This is a genomic window from Cobetia sp. 2AS (genome assembly GCF_029846355.1).
Taxonomy (GTDB): domain Bacteria; phylum Pseudomonadota; class Gammaproteobacteria; order Pseudomonadales; family Halomonadaceae; genus Cobetia; species Cobetia amphilecti.
This window is the reverse complement of sequence record NZ_JARWKQ010000002.1, coordinates 128,989-149,915: the sequence shown is the minus strand read 5'-3', so window position 1 is coordinate 149,915 and position 20,927 is coordinate 128,989. Positions and strand designations below refer to the sequence as shown.

At 62.5% G+C, this 20,927-nt stretch carries 17 protein-coding genes; 9 read left to right on the top strand and 8 right to left on the bottom strand.

Annotated elements, in window-relative coordinates; all coding sequences use genetic code 11:
• Nucleotides 1–33: 33 nt before the first annotated feature.
• From QD356_RS05840 to QD356_RS05830, 3 genes are all read left to right on the top strand, one after another.
• Nucleotides 34–1,647: a GMC family oxidoreductase gene (locus QD356_RS05840; RefSeq protein ID WP_192838864.1), complete on the top strand. Its 1,614-nt coding sequence runs from the start codon at nucleotides 34–36 to the stop codon at nucleotides 1,645–1,647.
• A gap of 2 nt (nucleotides 1,648–1,649) precedes the next feature.
• Nucleotides 1,650–3,179 (top strand): cytochrome c, encoded by a 1,530-nt coding sequence (locus QD356_RS05835; RefSeq protein ID WP_192838863.1) that lies wholly within the window; start codon nucleotides 1,650–1,652, stop codon nucleotides 3,177–3,179.
• A 400-nt stretch (nucleotides 3,180–3,579) separates the two neighbouring features.
• Nucleotides 3,580–4,113: a hypothetical protein gene (locus QD356_RS05830; RefSeq protein WP_054556587.1), complete on the top strand. Its 534-nt coding sequence runs from the start codon at nucleotides 3,580–3,582 to the stop codon at nucleotides 4,111–4,113.
• A 127-nt stretch (nucleotides 4,114–4,240) separates the two neighbouring features.
• On the opposite strand, the gene QD356_RS05825 is transcribed toward QD356_RS05830, so the two are convergent.
• The 8 genes from QD356_RS05825 to rbsD form a co-directional block, all read right to left on the bottom strand.
• Nucleotides 4,241–5,281 (bottom strand): hypothetical protein, encoded by a 1,041-nt coding sequence (locus tag QD356_RS05825; RefSeq protein WP_192838862.1) that lies wholly within the window; start codon nucleotides 5,279–5,281, stop codon nucleotides 4,241–4,243.
• Nucleotides 5,282–5,639: 358 nt separating this feature from the next.
• The gene (locus QD356_RS05820) at nucleotides 5,640–6,851 is read right to left on the bottom strand and encodes a dicarboxylate/amino acid:cation symporter (protein ID WP_192838861.1); all 1,212 of its coding nucleotides are present in this window, start codon (nucleotides 6,849–6,851) and stop codon (nucleotides 5,640–5,642) included.
• Nucleotides 6,852–7,162: 311 nt separating this feature from the next.
• A complete protein-coding gene (locus QD356_RS05815; RefSeq protein ID WP_192838860.1) occupies nucleotides 7,163–8,278 on the bottom strand; it encodes an MFS transporter in 1,116 nt (371 codons plus the stop codon).
• 346 nt (nucleotides 8,279–8,624) lie between these two features.
• The gene (locus tag QD356_RS05810; RefSeq protein ID WP_279877662.1) at nucleotides 8,625–9,647 is read right to left on the bottom strand and encodes a LacI family DNA-binding transcriptional regulator; all 1,023 of its coding nucleotides are present in this window, start codon (nucleotides 9,645–9,647) and stop codon (nucleotides 8,625–8,627) included.
• Between the two features lie 186 nt (nucleotides 9,648–9,833).
• The gene (gene rbsB, locus QD356_RS05805) at nucleotides 9,834–10,727 is read right to left on the bottom strand and encodes a ribose ABC transporter substrate-binding protein RbsB (RefSeq protein ID WP_192838858.1); all 894 of its coding nucleotides are present in this window, start codon (nucleotides 10,725–10,727) and stop codon (nucleotides 9,834–9,836) included.
• A gap of 145 nt (nucleotides 10,728–10,872) precedes the next feature.
• Nucleotides 10,873–11,850 carry a ribose ABC transporter permease gene (rbsC, locus tag QD356_RS05800; protein WP_107334720.1) on the bottom strand — a complete coding sequence of 326 codons (978 nt, stop codon included), beginning with the start codon at nucleotides 11,848–11,850 and terminating at the stop codon, nucleotides 10,873–10,875.
• The gene (locus QD356_RS05795; RefSeq protein WP_192838857.1) at nucleotides 11,850–13,481 is read right to left on the bottom strand and encodes a sugar ABC transporter ATP-binding protein; all 1,632 of its coding nucleotides are present in this window, start codon (nucleotides 13,479–13,481) and stop codon (nucleotides 11,850–11,852) included. Before QD356_RS05795 ends, rbsC begins: the two co-directional genes overlap by 1 nt.
• Nucleotides 13,481–13,900 carry a D-ribose pyranase gene (gene rbsD, locus QD356_RS05790; RefSeq protein ID WP_192838856.1) on the bottom strand — a complete coding sequence of 140 codons (420 nt, stop codon included), beginning with the start codon at nucleotides 13,898–13,900 and terminating at the stop codon, nucleotides 13,481–13,483. The genes QD356_RS05795 and rbsD overlap by 1 nt, the downstream gene beginning before the upstream one ends.
• A gap of 435 nt (nucleotides 13,901–14,335) precedes the next feature.
• On the opposite strand from rbsD, the gene fliD reads away from it, so the two are divergent.
• The 6 genes from fliD to flhC all read left to right on the top strand — a co-directional run bounded on the left by fliD (nucleotide 14,336) and on the right by flhC (nucleotide 20,662).
• On the top strand, nucleotides 14,336–15,778 hold the full coding sequence (gene fliD, locus QD356_RS05785) for a flagellar filament capping protein FliD (protein WP_192838855.1): 1,443 nt from the start codon (nucleotides 14,336–14,338) through the stop codon (nucleotides 15,776–15,778).
• A gap of 187 nt (nucleotides 15,779–15,965) precedes the next feature.
• Nucleotides 15,966–16,367 carry a flagellar export chaperone FliS gene (gene fliS / locus QD356_RS05780; protein WP_054556596.1) on the top strand — a complete coding sequence of 134 codons (402 nt, stop codon included), beginning with the start codon at nucleotides 15,966–15,968 and terminating at the stop codon, nucleotides 16,365–16,367.
• A 2-nt stretch (nucleotides 16,368–16,369) separates the two neighbouring features.
• Nucleotides 16,370–16,735, top strand: a complete 366-nt coding sequence (locus QD356_RS05775; RefSeq protein ID WP_192838854.1) for a flagellar protein FliT — start codon at nucleotides 16,370–16,372, stop codon at nucleotides 16,733–16,735.
• A 192-nt stretch (nucleotides 16,736–16,927) separates the two neighbouring features.
• Nucleotides 16,928–18,838 (top strand): hypothetical protein, encoded by a 1,911-nt coding sequence (locus tag QD356_RS05770; RefSeq protein ID WP_192838853.1) that lies wholly within the window; start codon nucleotides 16,928–16,930, stop codon nucleotides 18,836–18,838.
• A 928-nt stretch (nucleotides 18,839–19,766) separates the two neighbouring features.
• Nucleotides 19,767–20,096, top strand: a complete 330-nt coding sequence (gene flhD, locus QD356_RS05765) for a flagellar transcriptional regulator FlhD (RefSeq protein WP_159055718.1) — start codon at nucleotides 19,767–19,769, stop codon at nucleotides 20,094–20,096.
• The gene (flhC, locus tag QD356_RS05760) at nucleotides 20,096–20,662 is read left to right on the top strand and encodes a flagellar transcriptional regulator FlhC (protein WP_054556600.1); all 567 of its coding nucleotides are present in this window, start codon (nucleotides 20,096–20,098) and stop codon (nucleotides 20,660–20,662) included. Before flhD ends, flhC begins: the two co-directional genes overlap by 1 nt.
• The last annotated feature ends 265 nt before the right edge of the window (nucleotides 20,663–20,927 follow it).

The window sequence follows — 20,927 nt, the reverse complement described above, 5'->3', positions numbered from 1 at the left end:
TTGCTGTTCCCAATTTCCCGAGGAGAATCCTGCATGGCCGAGGAATCCCGTGCGTATGATGCCGATGTGATCGTGGTCGGTTCCGGCGTTGCCGGTGCCCTGATCGCACATCGCCTGGCCGAGGCCGGCAAGTCGGTCATCATGCTGGAAGCCGGCCCGCGCATGCAGCGCTGGCAGATCGTCGAGCGCTTCCGCAACCAGGCCAACAAGATGGACTTCATGGGGCCCTATCCTGCCAGCAAGGCGGCCCCCCATCCGATGCTCTACGGCGAGAACGCCGACTATCTGGTGCAGAAGGGCGAGCAGGCCTACGACGCCCAATACATTCGCGCCGTCGGCGGCACTACCTGGCACTGGGCGGCGTCTTCCTGGCGTTTCCTGCCCAGCGATTTCGTGCTCAAGAGCGAGTATGGCGTCGGGCGCGACTGGCCGATCGGCTATGACGACCTGGAAGACTATTACTTCCGGGCCGAGGTCGCGCTGGGTGTCTGGGGGCCGAATGATGTCGATCTCGGCAGCCCGCGCAGCGCCGAGTATCCGATGGCACCTCTGCCGCTGTCGTGGAACGAGCGGCGGGTCAGCGAGCGCATCAATCCCCACGGCTTTGACATGGTCACCGAGCCGGTGGCGCGCAACAGCCGCCCGTATGACGAGCGCCCGACCTGCTGCGGCAACAACAACTGCATGCCTATCTGCCCGATCGGTGCGATGTATTCCGGCATCATCCATGTCGAGAAGGCCGAACGTGCCGGTGCCAGGTTGATCGACAATGCCATCGTGCATCATCTGGAAAGCGACGCCAGCGGCAAGATTCGCGAGGTGCGCTATCTGGACCCCGACGGCAAGCAGCATCGCCTGAGCGCGGCGCGGGTGGTGCTGGCGGCCAATGGCATCGAGACGCCCAAGCTGATGCAGATGTCGGTCAACGCTCATACCCCCGATGGGGTGGGTAACCAGAACGACATGGTCGGTCGGCATCTTATGGACCATCCCGGCACCGGGGTGAGCTTTCTGGCCGATGAGCCGCTGTGGGCCGGGCGTGGCCCTCAGGAGATGACTTCGATCATCACCTGGCGCGACGGCGACTTCCGCAAGGACTTCGCGTCCAAGAAGCTGCACCTGTCCAACATTGCCCGCACGCAGCAGATGACCACGGAGGTGCTGTCGGAAACACCGCTCAGGCTCGGCGCGGATCTGCAGGCGCAGATCGATAACCGCGCCAGCCGCTATGTGCAGTTCGACAGCTTCCACGAGCTGTTACCAGAGGCCGCCAATCGCATCACGCCGTCAAAAAAACGTGACGCTCTCGGCCTGCCGCGCCCGGAATTCCGTTATGCTATCGATGATTACGTCAAGCGCAGCGCCGCGCATACCCGTGAACAATATGCGCGTATCGCTCAGCTGATGGGAGGCACCGACATCGCGTTCCGTGATGAGTTCTCCAACAACCAGCATATCTGCGGTACGACCCTGATGGGAGACAACCCCAAAGACTCCGTGGTGGATCGCGATTGCCGAGTGCATGGCCATGACAACCTGTTTGTCGCCAGCTCCGGCAGCATGCCCACCGTCGGGTCGGTCAATTGCACCCTGACCATCGCGGCGTTGTCTCTGCGTATTGCCGATCTGCTCGAACAGGAAATATAAGCATGGTCCCGCACGTCCGTACTGCTGGCACCCGTGATGCCATTGATGAGAAAGGTCGCGGTGCCCGCCCGATCCTTCGCCCCGCACGCCTGACCCGTGCCGTCCGCCTGGCCGCCATTGCGGGCACCAGCGCCTTGTTGCTCAGCGCCTGTGGTAGCGGCGAGGACGAGCACGCCAGCCAGGTGGAAGCCGACAAGGCTGCCACCAATGACCCCGCGCTGATCGAGAAGGGCCTGTACATGGCGCGCGCCAGCGATTGCGCGGCCTGTCACAGCACCGAGGACGGCGATGAATATGCCGGTGGCCTCGGCTTCGAGACCCCGGTGGGCGAGATCTACGCCACCAACATCACCCCGGACACCGAGCACGGCATCGGCAACTACACCCTCGAGGAGTACACCCGGGTGCTGCGCGAGGGCGAGGCCGCCGATGGCCACAACCTCTATCCGGCGATGCCGTTCCCGTCCTATGCCCGTCTGACGGATGAGGACATCAAGGCGCTCTACGCCTGGAACATGCATGAGGTGACGCCGAGCAGCACGCCCAACCGCGAAAGCGAGATTCCCTTCCCGCTCAACATGCGCTGGCCGATGGCACTGTGGGAAGAGATCTTCTCGCCGCTGGAGCCGTGGCAGGACCACGACGACAAGAGTGCCGACTGGAACCGTGGCGCCTATCTCGTCCAGGGGCCGGGCCACTGTGGCAGCTGTCACACCGAGCGTGGCTTCGCCTTCCAGGAAACGGCACTGACCGGTGATGAAGAAGGCTATCTCGGCGGGGCGATGATCGAAGGCTGGCGCGCCTTCAACCTCACGCCGGACATGCAGGATGGTCTGGGCAGCTGGAGCGAGCAGGATATCCAGACCTATCTGGCGACCGGCAACCTCAAGGGCAAGGCGCAGGCTGGCGGCCCGATGGCGGATGTGGTCGAACACTCCATGCGTCACATGAGTGAAGATGATCTGCGCGCCATCGCGGTCTATCTGAAGTCGATTCCGGCGGTGGATGGCAAGGGCGAGCAGGGCGAGGCGGTCAATGATGGCGATCGCGAGGCCGAAAGCGAGCCGCAGGTCGCCACGCGCTTCAATCAGGGCGCACCGGCCGATGACGTGCTGTTGCTGCGCGGTCAGCCGCTGGACAAGCGCCCCGATGATGAAGACCTGATCGGTCAGCTGACCGATGCAACTCCTGGCGTGCGTCTGTATCTGGGCCACTGCGCCATGTGTCACGGCGCGGATGGCGCCGGCACCCAGGATGGCTACTACCCGTCGCTGTTCCACAACAGCGTGACCGGCAGTGTCTATCCGGACAATCTGGCCCAGGCGATCCTCAATGGCGTGCAGCGTGAGAACAATGGCCACAGTGTCTTCATGCCGGCCTTCGATGACAGCCTGACCGATGATGAGCTGATCAACCTGATGGACTATCTCGAGAATCGCTTCGGGGAAGGTCATCAGTCCGAGACGCTGGCATCCCCCGACACGCGTCGTCAGCAGTTGAGCGACAAGCTCGAGGACTGGCGCAAGCACTGAGTCCGGTGCAGGCGCTGAGTCCGGTGCAGGCCTGAGTCCGGTGCAGGCACAGAGGTCTGTGCTGACAGGCCTGCGCAAGCGCTTGGTCGCCGAGTAAAAAGACAGCCCATGAAAGCGGGCTGTCTTTTCCGTGACCTGCTTCCGTGACCTGCGCCATGGCGCAGAGAGTGTGGTTGTCGTGTGCGTTCAGGCCGTCTCATCCCGCGTTCAGTTTCTCCGTGACTGGCTCATCCGTGACTGGCGATGTCACACAGTTGGGGTAATATTGCCCCATGCAGGACCCCCGATTCACATTCATCCCGCTCGGGTTGCGCTCAAATGCAGCACAAACTGAAGAACTGCGGTAGAATGTGCGCCCAGACTTTAGCTCTTTATCAATTATTCGAGGCAACATAGCAGTATGACCGACGCTAATCTTGACGACCAGCTTGCATCCCTGTTTCAGGAGCAGGACACCAAGCAGGACCAGAACGCCCGCATCAAGGAGCTGGAGCGTCAGCTGCGTGAAGCCAGCAAAGAAGCCGACAAGCTCCGTAATGCCCGTGACAAGGCAAAGAAGGAAGTCGAAGACCTGCGCGCTCGCAACGAACGCCTGAGCGAGAAAGCCGCAGCCTCTGACAAGCACCGCAAGCAGGTCGAACACGAGTTCAACCAGAAGCTGGTGCAGTACAAGGCACGTCTGGCACGCGAACAGGCTATCGCCCAGTCTCGCATGATGCCGATGGGCGCAGCCGTCGAGGAAGCGACCGAAGAAGCCGATGCGGCCTCTCTGGAAGACCTCGGCCTCAACGCTGCCGCTATCCGTGCCCTGACTGACGCTGGCTACGACGACGTCGCCAAGGTTCGCAAGGCTCACGCTGATGGCGTGATCTCTGAAGTCAAGGGCATCGGCCCGAAGGCTCAGTCCCAGATCGCTGAAGCCCTCGACGCCTGATCGTTGCCGTTGATCGAAAAAACCCGCCAATCGGCGGGTTTTTTTGTGTCTGTCATTCGCCCTGTGGCGGGCATGACCGCTGGATCTAGTGCTGGGCCTACGGCCGGGTCTACACCTGGGTCTACTGCTAGAGCTCAGGCCAGCTGACCGCTGACTGTTGCTCGCCCAGCCAGTCCTCGAGGGCGGTGCGCATGTCGGCGGTCGGGATCGAGCGTCCGTTCAGCGCATGCACCACCCTGGGCAGACTCGGCGCCTCACCGGCATCCGCCGGCCAGGCCTGCTTGAGCGTGAAGGCGAGCTTCATCGGCTCCTCGCCGTGCAGGTTCTGCTGCATGCGGGCGTGTTCCACGGCCAGCGACTCGAGCTCGGCCTCAAGGCTCGCATCCTCGATATCGGCGCGGCTGACCAGCAGCATGCGCGGCAGGTCGAGCATGTCGGCGCGCGGCAGCCAGTCCTTGGACAGCGGATGCAGCGCCACCAGACGCGTCGCGTCATCGCCGTTGAGGAAGGCAGCGTGCATCTTGCGGCTGTTGATCAGCGCCTGGGGTGCATCACCGACATACTCATCGCCTTCCAGCTCTTCCAGCGAGCGCGGGCTGACCAGCTGCATGCTGGAGCCGACCTTGACCTCGACCCACTGCTTCAAGGCCAGATGCGAGCGTGCATCGTCATCGCTCATCACCACTCGCACCGCACGCGTGGTGTCGTTGAGGAAGCGGATCAGCAGCTCCTGCGGCTCGAACAATTCGGTGTAGCGGATCAGCTCGTCACGCGCGACCAGGCTGACATCGTCGAGATCCGCGCCGTCCAGCACTCGCAGTGACATGCCGCCTTCGGCCAGCGCCTTGAGCATCTGCGGCGTCAGGTAGGCGGCGTCGAGGCTACCATCGCTCAGCCCTTGCTCCACGGCCTCAGGGCTTGAGAACTGCTTGAGCAACAGCGGGCTGCTCAGTTGCTCATCAAGGGTGCCCTCGGCTTCGAGCATCACGGCGGGACTGACGCTGACACCGCCATCGGCGGGCATGCCGATCTCCAGCGCGCTGGCGTGCTGGGCAAGGGTCAGGCTGGCAGTAGTGAGCGACAGGGTGGCGAACATGCGTGCCAGGCGCGGGCGAGATATCGGTAGTGATATCGAAGGACAGAACAGTGCAGGGGGAAGCAGGGACATCTGGCACTCCGGCAACGGTAACAGGGTGATGGTGTACGGCAGCGATGACAGCGCTCGCGCGTGGGCGCCAATGGTAGCCGTTTGGTCTGTGGGTGTCAGGCACGGCGCGGCGTCATGTCTCACCTCGCCGCCGGCACGCCATCCTGCGGGGTGGTTGAGAGGATGACCGTGAGGAAGACCGTGGAGATGAGCGTATGGATGACCGTATGGTTGACCGTATGAATGACCGCGGGCATGAAAAAAGCCCCGTCTCCGAACGGAGGCGGGGCTTTTGACGACTGTCAGCGCAGGTGGCTCAGACCACTTCAGCTCATGACTGAGCACATGCGGCAGCTCACGGCTCAGTACATAGGGCAGCTCACGACTGCGAGCGTGCCACCGGTGCTTCGCCGGTCGCGGCATCTGACGCAGGCGTAGCTACCACACCATCGCGGCGCGCGAAGTGATCGACCCACAGCGCGATCACGCCATCGCCGGTGACGTTGGTGGCGGTGCCGAAGCTGTCCTGGGCCAGATACAGCGCGATCATCAGGCCAAGTTCCGCCTCGCCAAAGCCGAGCATGCTGCCCAGAACCCCAAGCGCCGCCATCACCGCGCCACCCGGTGCTCCGGGCGCGGCGATCATGGTCAGGCCCAGCATGATCAGAAAAGGAATCACTTCGCCGAGGCTTGCGAGTGCCAGGTTGTGGCTCATCATCATCACGGCGGTGGCGCAGGTGACGATGGTGATGGTGGAACCGGACAGGTGGATGGTGGCGCACAGCGGCACGCTGAAGTTGGCCACTTCATCGCTGACGCCATTGGCCTTGGTCTGACGCAGGCTGACCGGAATGGTCGCCGCCGACGACATGGTGCCCAGCGCCGTCAGGTAGGCCGGCAGCATGTTGCGCAGGAGGCCCAGCGGAGAACGACGCTGGATCAGGCCGGTGATCAGGTAGGCCGTGCTCAGCCAGATCCAGTGCATCACGATCGCCAGCACCAGCACCTTCCAGAAGGTATCCAGTGTCGACAGCGCCTTGCCCTCGTAGGCCATCTCGGCAAAGGTGCCGGCGATGAACAGGGGCAGCAGCGGGATGATGACGCGATTGAGGAACACCTCGACCACTTCACGCGATTCGAAGACGGCGCTTTTCAGGGTCGGCAGTTCGCGGCGGCTGATGACCACGCCGAACACGAAGGCCAGCACCAGGGCCGTCATCACCGGCAGTGCCGCGGGGATTTCGAGATCGAGAAAGGGAGTCAGGGCATCGCGGCCTTCAGCGACCGGCGCCATGCCGGACAGCATGCCGGGCAGCAGGTTGCTGGCCACCAGAAAGGCGAAGATGCCGGCCAGAATCGTCGACCCGTAGGCCATGCCGACGGTGCGACCCAGCATGGCGCCGGAATTCTTCGGCAGCGACGCGATGCCGCTCATGACGTAGAACAGGATGATCAACGGGATGGTGAAGTTGATCAGCTGGCCGATGATGACCTTGGCGGTCAGCGCGGCACGTACGAGGGCATCCGGGGCCATCAGGCCGATCAGCAGGCCGGCAATGATGCCGAGGATAAGTTTGACGATGAGCTTCATGTGGATCTCGAGGGTTTGACGGGTTCTTGCCCCGATAACGGGTCGTGAATCGCGTACCACCTCGGCGACGCACCGAAATGGCGCGCAGAGTTTACCTGAATTGCGCCACCATTTCAGGCGCCTGGCCAGCTGCCGTGGCACGGGGGGTTATTGCCCATGACTCGACGTGCTGACCAGGCGCCATCTCAGGCTCTCAGCCGTTCATCGCTTCGCTTTCATCACTTTCGCGCTTTCACTCTTTCGCGCCTCGCTTGCCCACCCAGCGCTTCGCTTGCGCTCTCGTCTCGCTGTATTAAAGAGGCCGATCGACGCTACTTCACACCATGATGAATCAATGCCACCGCTGCCAGTGCCAGCCCGAACAGTGACATGCCCTGCCAGCCATACACGCTCATCATCTTGACGCCGATAGCGGAACCGGCTGCCGCGCCGAGGTAATAGCACAGCATGTAGACGGCGTTCATGCGGCTCTGGGCCTTGGGGTCGATCGAGAACACGCGCACCTGGTTGGGAATCTGGGCCGCGAAGACGCCCAGGTCCAGCAGGATGATGCCGACGATCAGTCCGGCCAGGCTGTCACCCCCCATGGCGAGCACCGCGAAGGACGCCAGCACCATTACCAGGGCGAAGCTGATCAGACGCCCCGCGCCGACACGATTGACCAGTCGGCCCGCCGCCTTGGCACCGAAGATGCCCGCCAGCCCGATGATGCCGAACAGCCCCGCCTGCTGGACGCTGTAGTCAAACGGCGCATCGGTGACGTGAATGGCCAGCGTCGCCCACATGGCATTGAAGGCCGCGAACCACAGCGCGCCGGTCAGCGCGGATTCCCGCAGCAGGGCATGTTGCTTGAACAGCGTGCCCATCGAGGCGATCAGTCTGGGGTAGGCCATCTGCACGGCAGGCGCGCGGCTGGGCAGATGACGATGCAGCAGCACACCGATGATGACGGTGAGGATGGCCGCGACCAGGAAGACGCTGCGCCAGCCCCAGTATCCGCCGATGCTGCCGCTCAGGGTGCGTGACAGCAGTATGCCGATGGTCAGTCCTGTCATCAGGGTGGCGATGTTCTTGCCGCGCGCCTCGGGGGTGGACAGCGAGGCGGTCAGCGGAATCAGCTGCTGGGTGATGTTGGCACCCAGTCCGGCCACGAAGCTTGCCAGCAACAGCGGCCAGAAGCTGGGGGCCAGGAAGATGCCCAGTGAGGCCAGTGCCAGGGTGATGGACAGATTGCGGATCAGCTGGCGTCTGTCCATGGTGTCGCCCAGCGGCGAGATCAGCAGGATGGCGGCGGCATAGCCGAATTGGGTCGCGGAGGGAATCAGGCCGATCATGCCCTGGCTCACGCCCAGTGAGCCGGCCATCTCCGCCAGAAGCGGCTGGTTGTAGTACAGATTGGCGGCGGTCGCGGCGACCGCGATCGCCATCAGCAACAACAACCCGCGGCCAATGGCGGGCGTGCTGTCGGCCTCTGGTGTCGATGTCGGCGTGTCAGTGCCTGCCTGGACAGTATCTGATCGCGCAGTGTCCGATGGGGAACTGCTTGAAGGGGAAGTGCTTGAAGAAGTGCCTGTCACCTGGGTGTCCTCATGTTCGTGCTGCCAAGCGTGGCAGCGGTGATTCACGAGGGGCAGAGTAGGTAGTGTTCACCTATAAGAGAAATGTTGTTGTTTGATATGTTTGATGCCCATCCGGTATAGATCCTGTGATCTACCATGGAGGCGTTAAATCCTGGTTGCCCTCAAGCCTGGCTGTGCTCAAACGTGGCTGCGCTCAAGCCTGGCTGTGCTTAAACGTTGCCTGGAGGCACTGGCCTGGCCGCGCGACACTGTCGCGTTCCACCAGCCTCGGGGCCAGTTGGGTCTGGCCCGGGAAGGGAGAGCCTTCCAGACGTGCGATCAGCTGATCGACGGCCGTGGTGCCCAGCGCATAGATCGGCTGACGGATGGTGGTCAGGGCGGGTGAGAGGTAGGCACTGATCTCGATATCGTCGTAGCCGATGATCGAGAGTTGCTTCGGTACCTCAAGACCCAGGTCCTGGGCGGCGCGCAGACAGCCCAGCGCCAGCAGGTCATTGAAGGCGAAGATGGCATCGGGTCTGTCGGCCGGATTGGCCAGCAGCAGGTGGGCCGCGCGATGACCGTCGGCCAGCATCAACTGGGTCGCGATCTGCCAGTCCTCGGCGAGCCCCAGGCCGGCGGCGTGCAGGGCGTCCAGTGCTCCGCTCAGGCGCTCGCGGGAACGGGCATGATCACGAGGCCCGGTCAGCAGGGCGATGCGCTCGATCCCCTGCGCCAGCAGGTGCTCGATGGCAAGCCTGCCCCCCAGGCGTGAATCGTCATTGACCACCGTCATGTCCCAGCCCGGCTGGGGCTCGGCGTCCATCATCACCGTCGGCAGTGGCAGGGCGCTGAGCGCCTCGAGAAAGCCCGCGCCGTTCTCGGCGGTCATCACCACCAGGCCATCGATGCGTCGGTCCCGCAGCGTCTCGAGATAGCTGAGCTGCTTGGCGTCGATATCGTCGCTGTTGCACAGGATCAGGCTGTAGCCCGCCTGGTAGCAGCGGTCCTCGACACCGCGGATCACCTCGGCGAAGAAGGGGTTGTGCGCACTGGTGACGATCATCCCCAGGGTGCGGCTGCGGTTGGATTTCAGCGCGCGGGCGACGCTGTCGGGCCGATAGCCGAGCGCGGCGATCGATTCGCGTACCCGCGCCTCGGTCGCACTGGCCACCGGGCGGGTGGCATTCACGACATGCGACACCGTGGTTACCGAAACTCCAGCGTGTGCCGCCACATCCTTGAGTCGAATCACTTTTCTATCCCTGGTGGTGAGCCTGATGGTGAAAGTCGAGCGGGCGTCACTGGCCCTGCGAGGCGAGCAAGACACGCCATTGATGGAAAGACGCAAAAAGACGAAAAAACGCCGGCCAGTGGCCGGCGTCCTGTCCCGCGCTGCAGGCGGCGTGAGCCGTGTGAGCGCTTATTCGGTGATCAGCTTGAGCGGCACGGAGATGGTCTTCTCGACGTCTTCGTCCTTGAGCAGCTTGTCGGCGGTATCGACGCCGAGACTGCCGATCAGTGCCGGTTGCTGGGCGACGGTAGCGTCCATCTTGCCGGCCTGCACGGCCTTGATGCCTTCATCGGTGCCATCGAAGCCGACCAGCAGGATGTCCTTGCCGGCGGCCTGCAGCGCACGCTGGGCGCCCAGCGCCATCTCATCGTTCTGGGCAAAGACGGCATTCACGCCCGGATGCGCCTGCAGCAGGTTCTCCATCACGTTCAGGCCCTGGGTGCGGTTGAAGTTGGCCGGCTGCGTGGCGACCAGGCTGAGGCCTGACTGGCCGTCGATGGCCTTCATGAAGCCTTCACCGCGATCACGCGTGGCCGAGGCGCCGGCGACACCTTCCAGCTGCACGATCTCCCCCTTGCCTGCGAGTTTCTCGGCGATGAAATTGCCCGCCAGTTCGCCACCGGCGACGTTGTCGGAGGCGACGTGCGCCGCGACACGACCGCCATTGGCGCTGCGATCCAGTGTCACCACCGGTACATTGCGGCCATTGGCGGTGCGCACGCTGGAGACCACGGCATCGGAATCGGTCGGGTTGATCAGCAGCAGATCGACGCCGCGGGACAGGGCGTCCTCGACATTGGACAGCTCTCGCGCGGCGTCATCGCCGGAATCCAGCACGATCAGCTCGTGGCCCAGTTCCTCGGCCTTGTCCTTGGCACCCTGCTGGAGGCTGACGAAGAACGGGTTGTTCAGCGTCGAGACCACCAGCGCGATCTTGTCGGCCATGGCGGATTGCACCGGCATCAAGCTCAGGCCTGCGGCAGTGATGGCGGTTGTCAGCGTGGAGGTGAGCATCTTTTTCATGGCGATGGTCCTTTCGTTGTTGTCGGCGACCCGCTGGAGGGCCCCCGTGGTTGGCGCACGGGGGCGAGGGTCTTCGATGCTGCCGGGAATGAAACCGTGTCGTGTGTTACTGACTTGCTCTTCTATTTCTGCGGTACTTGCGCTTCTATTTCTGCGCGCGGCTGTCGATCAGTACCGCGAGCAGTATGACGGCGCCCTTGGCGATCATCTGGTAGTAGCTGGAGACGCCCATGATGTTCAGCGCATTGTTGAGCACGCCGATCACCAGTGCCCCGATCAAGGTGCCGAAGATGCGCCCACGGCCACCCATCAGGCTGGTGCCGCCGATGACGACTGCCGCGATGGCGTCCAGCTCGTAACCGGTGCCGGCATTCGGCTGTGCCGAGCCCAGACGCGCGGCGAGGATGGCACCCGCCAGTGCCGCGAAGGCACCCGCGATGGCATAGACACTGATCTTGATGCGATTGACGTTGATGCCGGACAGGCGCGCGACCTTCTCACCACCGCCGACCGCATAGACGTGGCGCCCGAAGCGGGTGTGATGCAGTACGCCCCAGCACAGCACGTAGACGAAGAACATCATGTAGATCGGGATCGGCACGCCGAGCCAGTAACCACCGCCCAGATTCCAGAAGCTGTCGGCGGCTTCGCTGACGCCGATGGAAACCGGACGGCCATCGGTGTAGACGAGCGTGGCACCGCGCAGCACCGTCATCGCCACCAGCGTGACGATGAAGGCCTGGATGCGACCGAAGGCGACGAACAGACCGGAAATGGCACCCAGGCCGGCACCGGCGATGATGGTGCCCGGCACGCTCAGCCAGGGGGAGAGGCCGGCGGCGGTCATCGAGGCCGCGAAGGCGCCGGTCAGCGCCAGTACCGCGCCGACGGACAGATCGATACCCGCGGTGAGAATGACGAAGGTCACGCCCATGGCGATGATGGCATTGATGCTGGTCTGGCGAAGCACGTTGAGCAGGTTGTCGGACGACAGGAAGTTGTCGGACAGGCCGGCACTCACGGCGATCAGCAGGGCCAGCGCGATCAGCGCCTTGTTGTCGACCAGCAGGCGCATGACGTCGAGGCGGCGGCCGCTGGCGGCAGAGGAAGAAGGAGTAGACATCAGTTCGGCATCTCGTGGCGGGAAGCGGAGGAATCGGGGGTAGAAGACGGGCGGACGGTATCGCGTGATGCAGCGCTGGACATTGATGTGCCATTCGCGGCGTCGTTGCCACTGCTCAGGGGGCTCTCGAGGCCCGAGGCCGCAGTCATGATCGCTTCCTGGGTCGCGTTCTCACGGCTGAATTCGCCGGAGATGCGTCCATCGGCGACCACCAGAATGCGATCGGCCAGGCCGAGCAGTTCGGGCATCTCCGAGGAGATCAGCAGCACGCACTTGCCCTGGCGCTTGAGCTCGTTGATCAGCAGGTAGATCTCGCGCTTGGCGCCGACATCCACGCCACGGGTCGGTTCATCGAGAATCACCAGCTCCGGCGCCGGCATCAGTGCCTTGGCCAGCGACACCTTCTGCTGGTTGCCGCCGGACAGCGTATCGACCGGCTGGTCGGTATTGCTGACCTTGATCTGCATGCTCTTGACGAAGCTTTCGACGGCGGCGGCTTCCTCGACATGACGAATGCGCCCGAACGCGCCACAGAAACTCGGCAGGGCGCTCAACGACATGTTGCTGGCCACCGAGTGGGCGAGAATCAGGCCCGCCTGCTTGCGGTCTTCCGGCACATACACCAGGCCTGCGGCCAAGGCCTCGGCCGGCGAGGCGAAGCGCACCGGCTGGCCATGCAGCTGCACGCTGCCGGCGCTGATGCGGGTATCGCCGCACAGGGCGCGGGCCAGTTCGGTACGCCCGGCGCCCATCAGGCCGCCAAAGCCGAGCACTTCCCCGCGGCGGGCCGAGAAGCTGATGCCCTTGACGCCCGGCGCCTCGAGATTCGTCACCTCGAGCATCACCTCGCCATCAGGGCTGGCGGGCGTGTAAGGGTAGCGCTCGGCCAGCTCGCGACCGACCATCAGGCGAATCAGCCCATCTTCATCCAGCTCTGCCGTCGGCCCCTGGTGAATCATCTGGCCATCGCGCAGCACGGCGACTTCATCGCACATGCTGAAGATCTCGTTCAGGCGGTGGGTGATCAGGACCAGCGAGCGGCCTTCGGCGCGCAGCTCCGCGACGACCTCGGCGAGAATCTCGGTCTCGATGTCGGTCAGCGCATCCGTGGGCTCATCCATGATGATGATCTCGGCGTCCAGTGACAGCGCACGCGCGATCTCGACCATCTGCTGCTGACCGATGCTCAGCTCGCTGACGGCGGTGCGGGAATCCAGCGATTGGCGAAGGCGGTCGAGCAGCTGGCGGGCATCACGGTGCAGGCGCTTCCAGTCGACGGTGCCCAACGCGGTGCGTGGCTCACGGCCGAGGAAGATGTTCTCGCCGGCGGACAGGCCCGGCACCAGATTGAGTTCCTGGTGGATGATGGCGATGCGGCTGTCCATCGCCTGACGCGGGGTGGTGAAGACCACTTCCTCGTCACGCAGCCACAGCGTGCCGGCGTCGTAGCGATAGACGCCGGAGAGAATCTTCATCAGCGTCGACTTGCCCGCGCCATTCTCGCCGGCCAGCGCATGCACGCGCCCCGCGCGCAGTGTCAAGTCGACACCCTTGAGCACGCTGACCCCGGAGAAACCCTTGTCGATGCCCTTGAGTGCCATCAGCACTCGCGGTTGTGCATGGCTCTGCATCAGAAGGGCACTCCACAGTGCAGAATCACGTTGGCGTACGGCGTGCACTCGCCCGTGCGCACGATGACGCTCGCCTCGGGCAGCGCCGCCTTGAAGGCTTCATGACTGAGCTGCTGGCGGGCGATCGGTGCGAGGGACAGGCGGTCCAGGGTGTCCAGGCGTTCGACGATGGCGTCATGGAAGGAGGGACTCTTGACCGGCAGCTCCTCGGCCAGGGTCGTGGCCTCGATGCAAAGCTCGGCCAGCAGGGCGTCCAGCACCGGTAGCATGGCAGGCAGGCCGGGCACCACCGCGAGATCGACACAGGGCACGCCCTCGGGAATCGGCAGGCCGGCGTCGGCGATCACCACGGTGTGGGTATGGCCGAGACGGGCGAGGTGGCCACTGAGAGGTCCGTTCAAGATGCCGTGTCGTTTCACGTCGCAGTCCTTGGGTAAAGCAGGAATGAGTCGATCCAGTGTCTGAATCCGCTGGTTCACAATGGCGCCAATTATGAACCGCAAACGTTTGCGGTGCGGTAAGCGATACGTCGTAGGCGCTGTAGGGTGACTACCTTTCTGTAGTCTGAGGTCCAATGCGGGGTGCGCTCGGGAGGTGATCAACAAGGAAGGCGATCGAAAAAGAAGGTGGTCGGAAGAAGAAGGTGGTCGAAAGAAGGTGATCGAAAGATGGTGATCGAAAGAAGAAAGCGCTCACACAAGAAAACGTCTGCACAAGAAAGCCCTCAAGTTCACGAACCCTGTGCCGATAGCCACAACACTCAGACAGACAAATACGCCCGGTATGCGTGCTTTTTCGCCTGATGGCGGTTCAGCGGGCATGTGAAAATACCTTCACCCTATCGAGAGGTGCATATGGCGACGATTTCATCGCTGGGGATTGGCTCTGGGCTCGACCTCAACAGTCTGCTGACGGATCTGGAGACGGCAGAGCGTCAGAAGCTCACGCCGATCGAGACCCAGCAGGCAAGTTATGAGGCCGAGTTGTCGGCCTGGGGCACGATTCAAAGTCGTCTGGAATCCCTGGATAACGCCGCCGCGGCGCTGGCCGATGCCGAGACCTATGCCGGCATGACGACCACCGCCAGTGGCTCGGGCGTCAGTGCCACGGCAACCTCGGAAGTGAGTGCGGGCAGTTATTCGGTGGCTGTCACCCAGCTGGCGCAGGCGCAGAGTCTGGCGACGACGGGCCAGGCGAGTCGCGATGAAGCCATCGGTGATGGCACCGCGACCACGCTGACGCTGTCATTGGGCACGCTGGCTAGTGACGGCAGCTATGCGGCGGACGCCGAGCGCAGCGCCAGCATCGTCATCGACGAGAGCAACAACACGCTGGAAGGCATTCGTGATGCCATCAATGAGGCGGGTCTCGGGGTCACGGCCTCGATCGTCAATGATGGCTCCGACACGCCGTATCGCCTGGTGATGACCTCGGACGAGACGGGCAACGAGGCGGTGATGAGCCTCTCGACCAGCGGCGAGGTGGCAGAGCTCGATAGCCTGCTCAGCCATGACCCGACGAGCAGTGACCCGGCCGCCGGCGGGATGGAGGAAGTCGTCGCGGCGCGCAATGCCGAGTTCAGCGTCAACGGCATCAGCATGCAAGCCACCTCCAATATCATCGATGATGCCGTGGATGGCTTGACTCTGACGCTGAGCGAGACGAATACGACTGCGAGCGTGGTCACCGTCAAGGAGAATGCCGAGTCGGTAAGCAAGGCGATGGAAACCTTCGTCAATGCCTACAACGACCTTCAGGACACCATCGACAATTACACCGCCTTCAATGCCGATGAAGGGACGGCGGGGGAATTGCTGGGCGATTCGACGCTGCGCACCATCGAGAGTCGTCTGACCTCGGCGCTGAATTTCACCAGTGAGGGCGATTTCTATGCGCTCTCCTCGCTGGGAGTGAGCCGTACCAACGATGGCAAGCTCGAATTCGACAGCGCCGTGATCGAGGCTGCCGACAGTGAGCAGCTGGCGGCGATGTCGGGGTTCTTCATCTCCGATGATGAGGCGGGCACCAGCGGTTTCGCCAGCCAGATGTCCAGTCTGCTGGAAGAGGTAGTCGGGGAAGACGGCACGCTGGAAAGCACCACGGAAGGCATCGAGGGGTCGCTGGAGAGTCTCGCCAGTCAGTATGAGCAGACCGAAGACACCATCGAGGCCACCATCGAGCGTTATCGGGAGCAGTTCACGGAACTCGACATCCTGGTGGCCAACCTGACATCCACCAGTGACTACCTGACCAGTCAGCTGGAAACGCTGGAAAACAGCTGGGACATGACGGGCTGATCGGTGGCTGATGCCTTGAGACATTGGTTATTGGTCATTGGTTACTGACCCAGGCCCAGGCCATCCGCCATGCGCTTGCGAGATTCGATGAGTCCGGCGATGCCCGCAGTCGAGACGGCATGCCGACGACGGCTCCATATCTGACAGAGATACTGACAAACGCCATGAACAAGGGAACCCAATCACCATGAGTCGCTATCGTGGCGCCAATGCCTATGCCCGTGTCGGCGTGGAATCCGGTGTGCTTTCCGCCAGCCCGCACCAGTTGATCGTGATGTTGTTCGAGGGAGCAGACCGCGCGCTGGCGGCGGCGCGTCTGCAGATGGAGGCCGGCGACGTGGCCGCCAAGGGGCAGTCGCTGGCCAAGGCGACCAGCATCGTCACCGAAGGTCTGCGTGCCTGTCTGGATCATGAGCAGGGCAATGAAGTCGCGACCAATCTCGATCGCATGTATGACTACATCGCGCGCCTGATCATGCAGGCCAACCTGGGCAATAGCCCGGAAAAGCTCGACGAGGCGCGTCGCCTGCTCAACGAGCTGGGAGACGCCTGGCGTCAGATTGCCGTACACGACAAGGGATTGGACTGACCATGGACAGCAATGCACTGCTCGCCGATGACACCTTCCAGCAATGCGATGAGCTGCTGGAGCAGATGAATGCCATGCTGCGCTCGGCACGCCTGGGTGACTGGCCCGCGGTTCTCGGCGGGCAGGCCAGCTATATCGAGAAGATGCAGCAGCTGCGCATGCCGCGAGGTGGCAACGCCGAGACGCGCAGGGCGCTGGAACAACGCCTGCGTACGCTGACCACACTGGAATCAGAGCTGACTGTCCAGCTCAAGGCGCGTCAGAGCCAGTTGCAGGAAGTGCTCGGGGATGTGGGTACGCGCCGCAAGCTGGCACGCAGCTATGGCCAGGGCAATTATGGCCAAGGCAGCTACGGTCAGAATAGCTGAGGTCACAGTAGCCAAGGCCAGAACAGCCAAGATCAGAATAGCTGAGGCCAGAACAACCAAGGTCAGGCAAGTTACGATCAGGGCGGCCAGGCTCAGCAGAGCAAGGCTTGATCGGGCGCGGGGAGAGCCGAGCCTCCAAGGCTTCGCGCATGACTCCCTGACGGCCTCCCCGGGCAATGAGGATTGCACGACATGAGCGGCATCAATCCCTTGATCGATAGTCTGCTCCATCAGGTGTTGGGGAGGGCGGCACAACGCCCGCCGCCGGCGGACTCCGGTGTCGTCTTCCCGACCTCCGCTCTCCAGTCGCGCCAGGGGCTGGGGGCGGAAGATGGCAAGGGCAGTGGCGGCCAGAATGGCGCCAATCCGCTCTTCCAGACGGGAACTGATACAGGCTCAGGCGCAAGGCCTGCGGCCCCGTCATTGAATGCCAGCGCAGCGTTGCTGACAGCCTCGCAAGCCTCCACTTCTCCCACTGGCGCCCTCGCGTCAGCTTCCTCCTCCCTCCCACCGTCCGGTGCTTCCGTCGAGCTGACGACGCAGACGCAGACGATGTCGCGTTTGCTCGATGCCCTGTCACAGCTGGTAGCCAGTGGCTCGCCGTCCGCGCGGGTCGGGTTGGCGCTGCCGGAAGGGCAATCGCTTGTTTCTCTGCTGGCACGCGGCCAGCCCTTGCCCGGTCTTCTGGCGCCCATGGCGTTGTCCAGCGCATCACTTCTCAGTCTGTCGGCGGCCTTGAGCCAGCAGATCCACCAGAGCGGGCTCTTCTACGAGGCGGACCTGCTCGCCTGGGTCGAGAATCGGCTGGGATTGGCCGAGCTCGGCGGTCATCCTCAGCTTGCCAATGCCAGATTGGAGGCTCTGTTGGCATGGCGGCAATGGCCGGTGCTGGCGGAGGCGCGCTTCATCCCCTGGGAGGCGGCACGCGAGGACGCCTTTGTCTGGCGCATGCGAGACGTGCGAGCAGGGCTGCGCCGTGAGCCTCGCGCAGGCATGGCACGGCCGAGCGGTGACAGCTTGTTGCCGCCGGGTGGCATTGACGCGGCCCGCCAGGGCGCCAGCGCCCATGAAGCCAGTGCGCTGGGTGCCTATCGCGCCAACATGCAATTGGGCGTCGCTCAACCTGCCGCCTCTGATGTGTCTCGCCAGGCGAGTGGCTCAGACGCCCTTGCCAGCGGGCTGGTGCAGCAACAGCTGTTGTTGATTCTGGGTCAGCCCTTCCATTGGCAGGGCTTGTTGATGCCCGGCCTGCATGTCTTCTTCAGCCTCTATTTCCCGGGGCCGCCTTATCGGCATCGCTCGCGGGATGAGGAGGAGCGACGTGCAGCGCCATTGGCCGTGACGCCCGTGGCTGCGCATGACGCCACAGCTGACAGTCGCCGCAGTGATCACGGCGAGGCACAACAGTGGAAGATGTCGCTGACCTTGGTGGCAGGCGACAGCGATGGCGAGGAGGGCAGCGATCGCAAGCCACAGGTGACTTCCGAGTCGGAGGATCTTGCCGCGAAGGAAAATGCAGAACAGGGCGAAGGGCAGGCGCCAGCGCCCGGTAGTGCGGAAAGTGCGGAAAGTGAGGGTGGTGAGAAAAGCAGGAGCAGTGATGCTTCAGAGAGGGCAACGCTTGCACTGAACCTGACCTGGTATCAGCTCGCTGCGCCTGTGGCATTGGTGGTCGAGATAGAGCGACTGACGCAACCCTCCAGCAACTCAGGCGAGCGTGATACGGCCTTGCGCGAGCTGCAGCATGCGCTCGCGCAAGGTCTGGCCGGGATGGCGCCCAGGGTGCACGTACGCCCCGTCGATGCAGTACCTGATCATGAGGCGCCCGCGTCTTCTGATGGCACATCTGTCGATGCCCCTCGGGCCACGGCAGAGCAAGCGACGGATTTCATGCATACCCAGGGTGAGAGGCTGGGGCAGCGCATCCAGCAGCGGGCCAATTCGCTGGGTCTGAGCATGCATGAAATGCCCGAGCTGGTCGAAATGCTGGCCACCGGCCTGCCGGCACGCAAGGAACTGCCCACAGCCTTGATGCAGGTCGTCGTCAAGATCGCTGAGCTATGGGCCGAGAGACATCGCTCACAGAAGGCACCTTGCGAGTAAAATTCTCGAATGTCCCGCTCTGCAGGATGATGTTTCATCCTTGTACGATTCTTGCTCATTGAGCCTTGGCGAATGTTTTTATGACATGCCACTGCATGGCGACTGTGGAGGTGTGAAGTGACACTTCAGGCGTCACGCCACAGGCCAGGATATCGAGAAATATAATTTATTTATAATATTTAAATAAAGCGTCACTCAGGCGAACTGCTTGCGTGGATACGGTATTGAAACTCCGCCGAGGGTCGCTTTGTAAATGCAGCTCGATCCTGCATGTTGTTTGTGCCAGAACCCTCATATTCAGTGTTTTATTGTGTTGAAGCGGCGAGAGAAGCCCATTTGGGCGAGCCGCTGGCGGGTCCTCTCACAGCGTTGAAATAGCAGATAGCCCATTCTGGACAAGTGCTGACATTGCGTTATTCCTCGCCTTTACGCAGGGGTAACTTGCTGCCTGTTGGCGGCCCGTTCGGGGCAATTGCTCGATATTGTACAAGGCATGCCCCGGGTGGCGGGAAAGAGTCAGGCCTGCCTTTCACGAAAATGCAACACACTGTGCGCACCATCCGCTTGCTATTGCTTTGTATGACAAATCTGGTGCATCGTGATTATGCAAGTCGTCTTGAAGACAAGATTGAGGGCTTTTCTGACACACCTTGCTGCCATTTCGGCGGCTTGATGCAGCTTTTGTGCATATAGCGTAGTGGTATGTAAAAAAATGTTGATGAAGAGTCTGGTCCATTACGTGATTAAGTATTAGAATCGCCATCTTAAAGTGGGTGGCTCATTTGGTCATGAAGCCGCTAGCCCGCATGGCGCCACTGGTCCGGCGCCATTGAGTATTTCGTTTCATCACATCAAAACCATAAGGAATGACGGTCGAGCGCCAGGGTTGGCGGTAGCTCGGGACGATCAGACCACTCAGGGAATTATGATGTCCTCACTGCTCAATGATATACAGAGTGTCAATCTGTCGTATCTTCTGCTTGTGCAGCGCTTGTTGGTCGAAGATACGGAAATGGCGCTGGTACGCCTGGGTCTCGATCAAGAGATGGCGGATCTATTGTCTGGCATGAGTGTCAGTCAGCTGGTATCGTTGTCGTCCTGCAATCAACTGCTGTGCGAGCTGGCGTTGGATGATGCCTCGCAGCTCAAGGGAGTCTTGCAGGGTGGACGCGACCAGGATTTCAGCGCGATGCACACTGCCATGCTGCTGAATGCGCGCCAGAACGATGCTGGACTTCGCCAGGGGGGAGTCAGCTGATGACCCAGAAAAGTCTCGTCGATGAACTGCAACAGCTGCAGTTGGCAGTAGAGTTGATCGAACTGGGGGCCCGCCTGCAGGTGCTCGAGACGGAAACGGAGATCAGCCGCGCGCGTCTGGTCAAGCTGTACAAGGAAGTTCGTGGTGTCTCGCCGCCCAAGGGCATGCTGCCGTTTTCCACCGACTGGTTCATGACCTGGCAGCCCAATCTGCATGCATCGCTGTTCCACGGTTTCTACCGCCGGCTCAAGGCGCAGGGCGCGTCGCGCATGAATGCCTTCGTCAAGGCATATCGCTTCTACCTGGAGCATGTCGGCGAAGACGAGCCGGTGCTGGCGCTCACGCGCGCCTGGACGCTGGTGCGCTTTTTTGAAAGCGATCTGCTGGAAGTGGCCAGCTGCAAGACCTGCAGTGGCCATTTCGTGGTGCACGCCCACACGCCATCACATGATTACGTGTGTGGCATCTGTCAGCCGCCATCGCGTGCCGGCAAGACGGCAGCCCGCCGCAAGGCCCGTGAAGAACTGGCACTGGAGCAGTCGGCAGCCGTCGCTAGCCTCGGCTGATAGCTGTCTTGTGTCAGTGAAGGCGCCAGGATTGCGCCAGGCGAACGAGCAAGACGAGCGTGCAAAGACCAGAAGGCTTGCCCATCCCCGGGCAGGCCTTCTTGCGTTGTGCGCCATTGCTCTGACGCCTGGCTCATTGCCGACTGTTCGACCATGGTGCTTTCGACCATGGTGCTTTCGACCATTGCTCTTTCGACAACGTCTGCCTCAATGAATATTCCCCCGTGACCCTAAAGACATGCTCAGCGACGCCGATAGTCAGATT

Coding starts and splice junctions, on each gene's coding strand:
- QD356_RS05840 (WP_192838864.1), top strand. CDS start 34: ATGGCCGAGGAATCCCGTGCGTATGATGCCGATGTGATCGTGGTCGGT.
- QD356_RS05835 (WP_192838863.1), top strand. CDS start 1,650: ATGGTCCCGCACGTCCGTACTGCTGGCACCCGTGATGCCATTGATGAG.
- QD356_RS05830 (WP_054556587.1), top strand. CDS start 3,580: ATGACCGACGCTAATCTTGACGACCAGCTTGCATCCCTGTTTCAGGAG.
- QD356_RS05825 (WP_192838862.1), bottom strand. CDS start 5,281: ATGTCCCTGCTTCCCCCTGCACTGTTCTGTCCTTCGATATCACTACCG.
- QD356_RS05820 (WP_192838861.1), bottom strand. CDS start 6,851: ATGAAGCTCATCGTCAAACTTATCCTCGGCATCATTGCCGGCCTGCTG.
- QD356_RS05815 (WP_192838860.1), bottom strand. CDS start 8,278: ATGGCGATCGCGGTCGCCGCGACCGCCGCCAATCTGTACTACAACCAG.
- rbsB (WP_192838858.1), bottom strand. CDS start 10,727: ATGAAAAAGATGCTCACCTCCACGCTGACAACCGCCATCACTGCCGCA.
- rbsC (WP_107334720.1), bottom strand. CDS start 11,850: ATGTCTACTCCTTCTTCCTCTGCCGCCAGCGGCCGCCGCCTCGACGTC.
- QD356_RS05795 (WP_192838857.1), bottom strand. CDS start 13,481: ATGCAGAGCCATGCACAACCGCGAGTGCTGATGGCACTCAAGGGCATC.
- fliD (WP_192838855.1), top strand. CDS start 14,336: ATGGCGACGATTTCATCGCTGGGGATTGGCTCTGGGCTCGACCTCAAC.
- fliS (WP_054556596.1), top strand. CDS start 15,966: ATGAGTCGCTATCGTGGCGCCAATGCCTATGCCCGTGTCGGCGTGGAA.
- QD356_RS05775 (WP_192838854.1), top strand. CDS start 16,370: ATGGACAGCAATGCACTGCTCGCCGATGACACCTTCCAGCAATGCGAT.
- QD356_RS05770 (WP_192838853.1), top strand. CDS start 16,928: ATGAGCGGCATCAATCCCTTGATCGATAGTCTGCTCCATCAGGTGTTG.
- flhD (WP_159055718.1), top strand. CDS start 19,767: ATGTCCTCACTGCTCAATGATATACAGAGTGTCAATCTGTCGTATCTT.
- flhC (WP_054556600.1), top strand. CDS start 20,096: ATGACCCAGAAAAGTCTCGTCGATGAACTGCAACAGCTGCAGTTGGCA.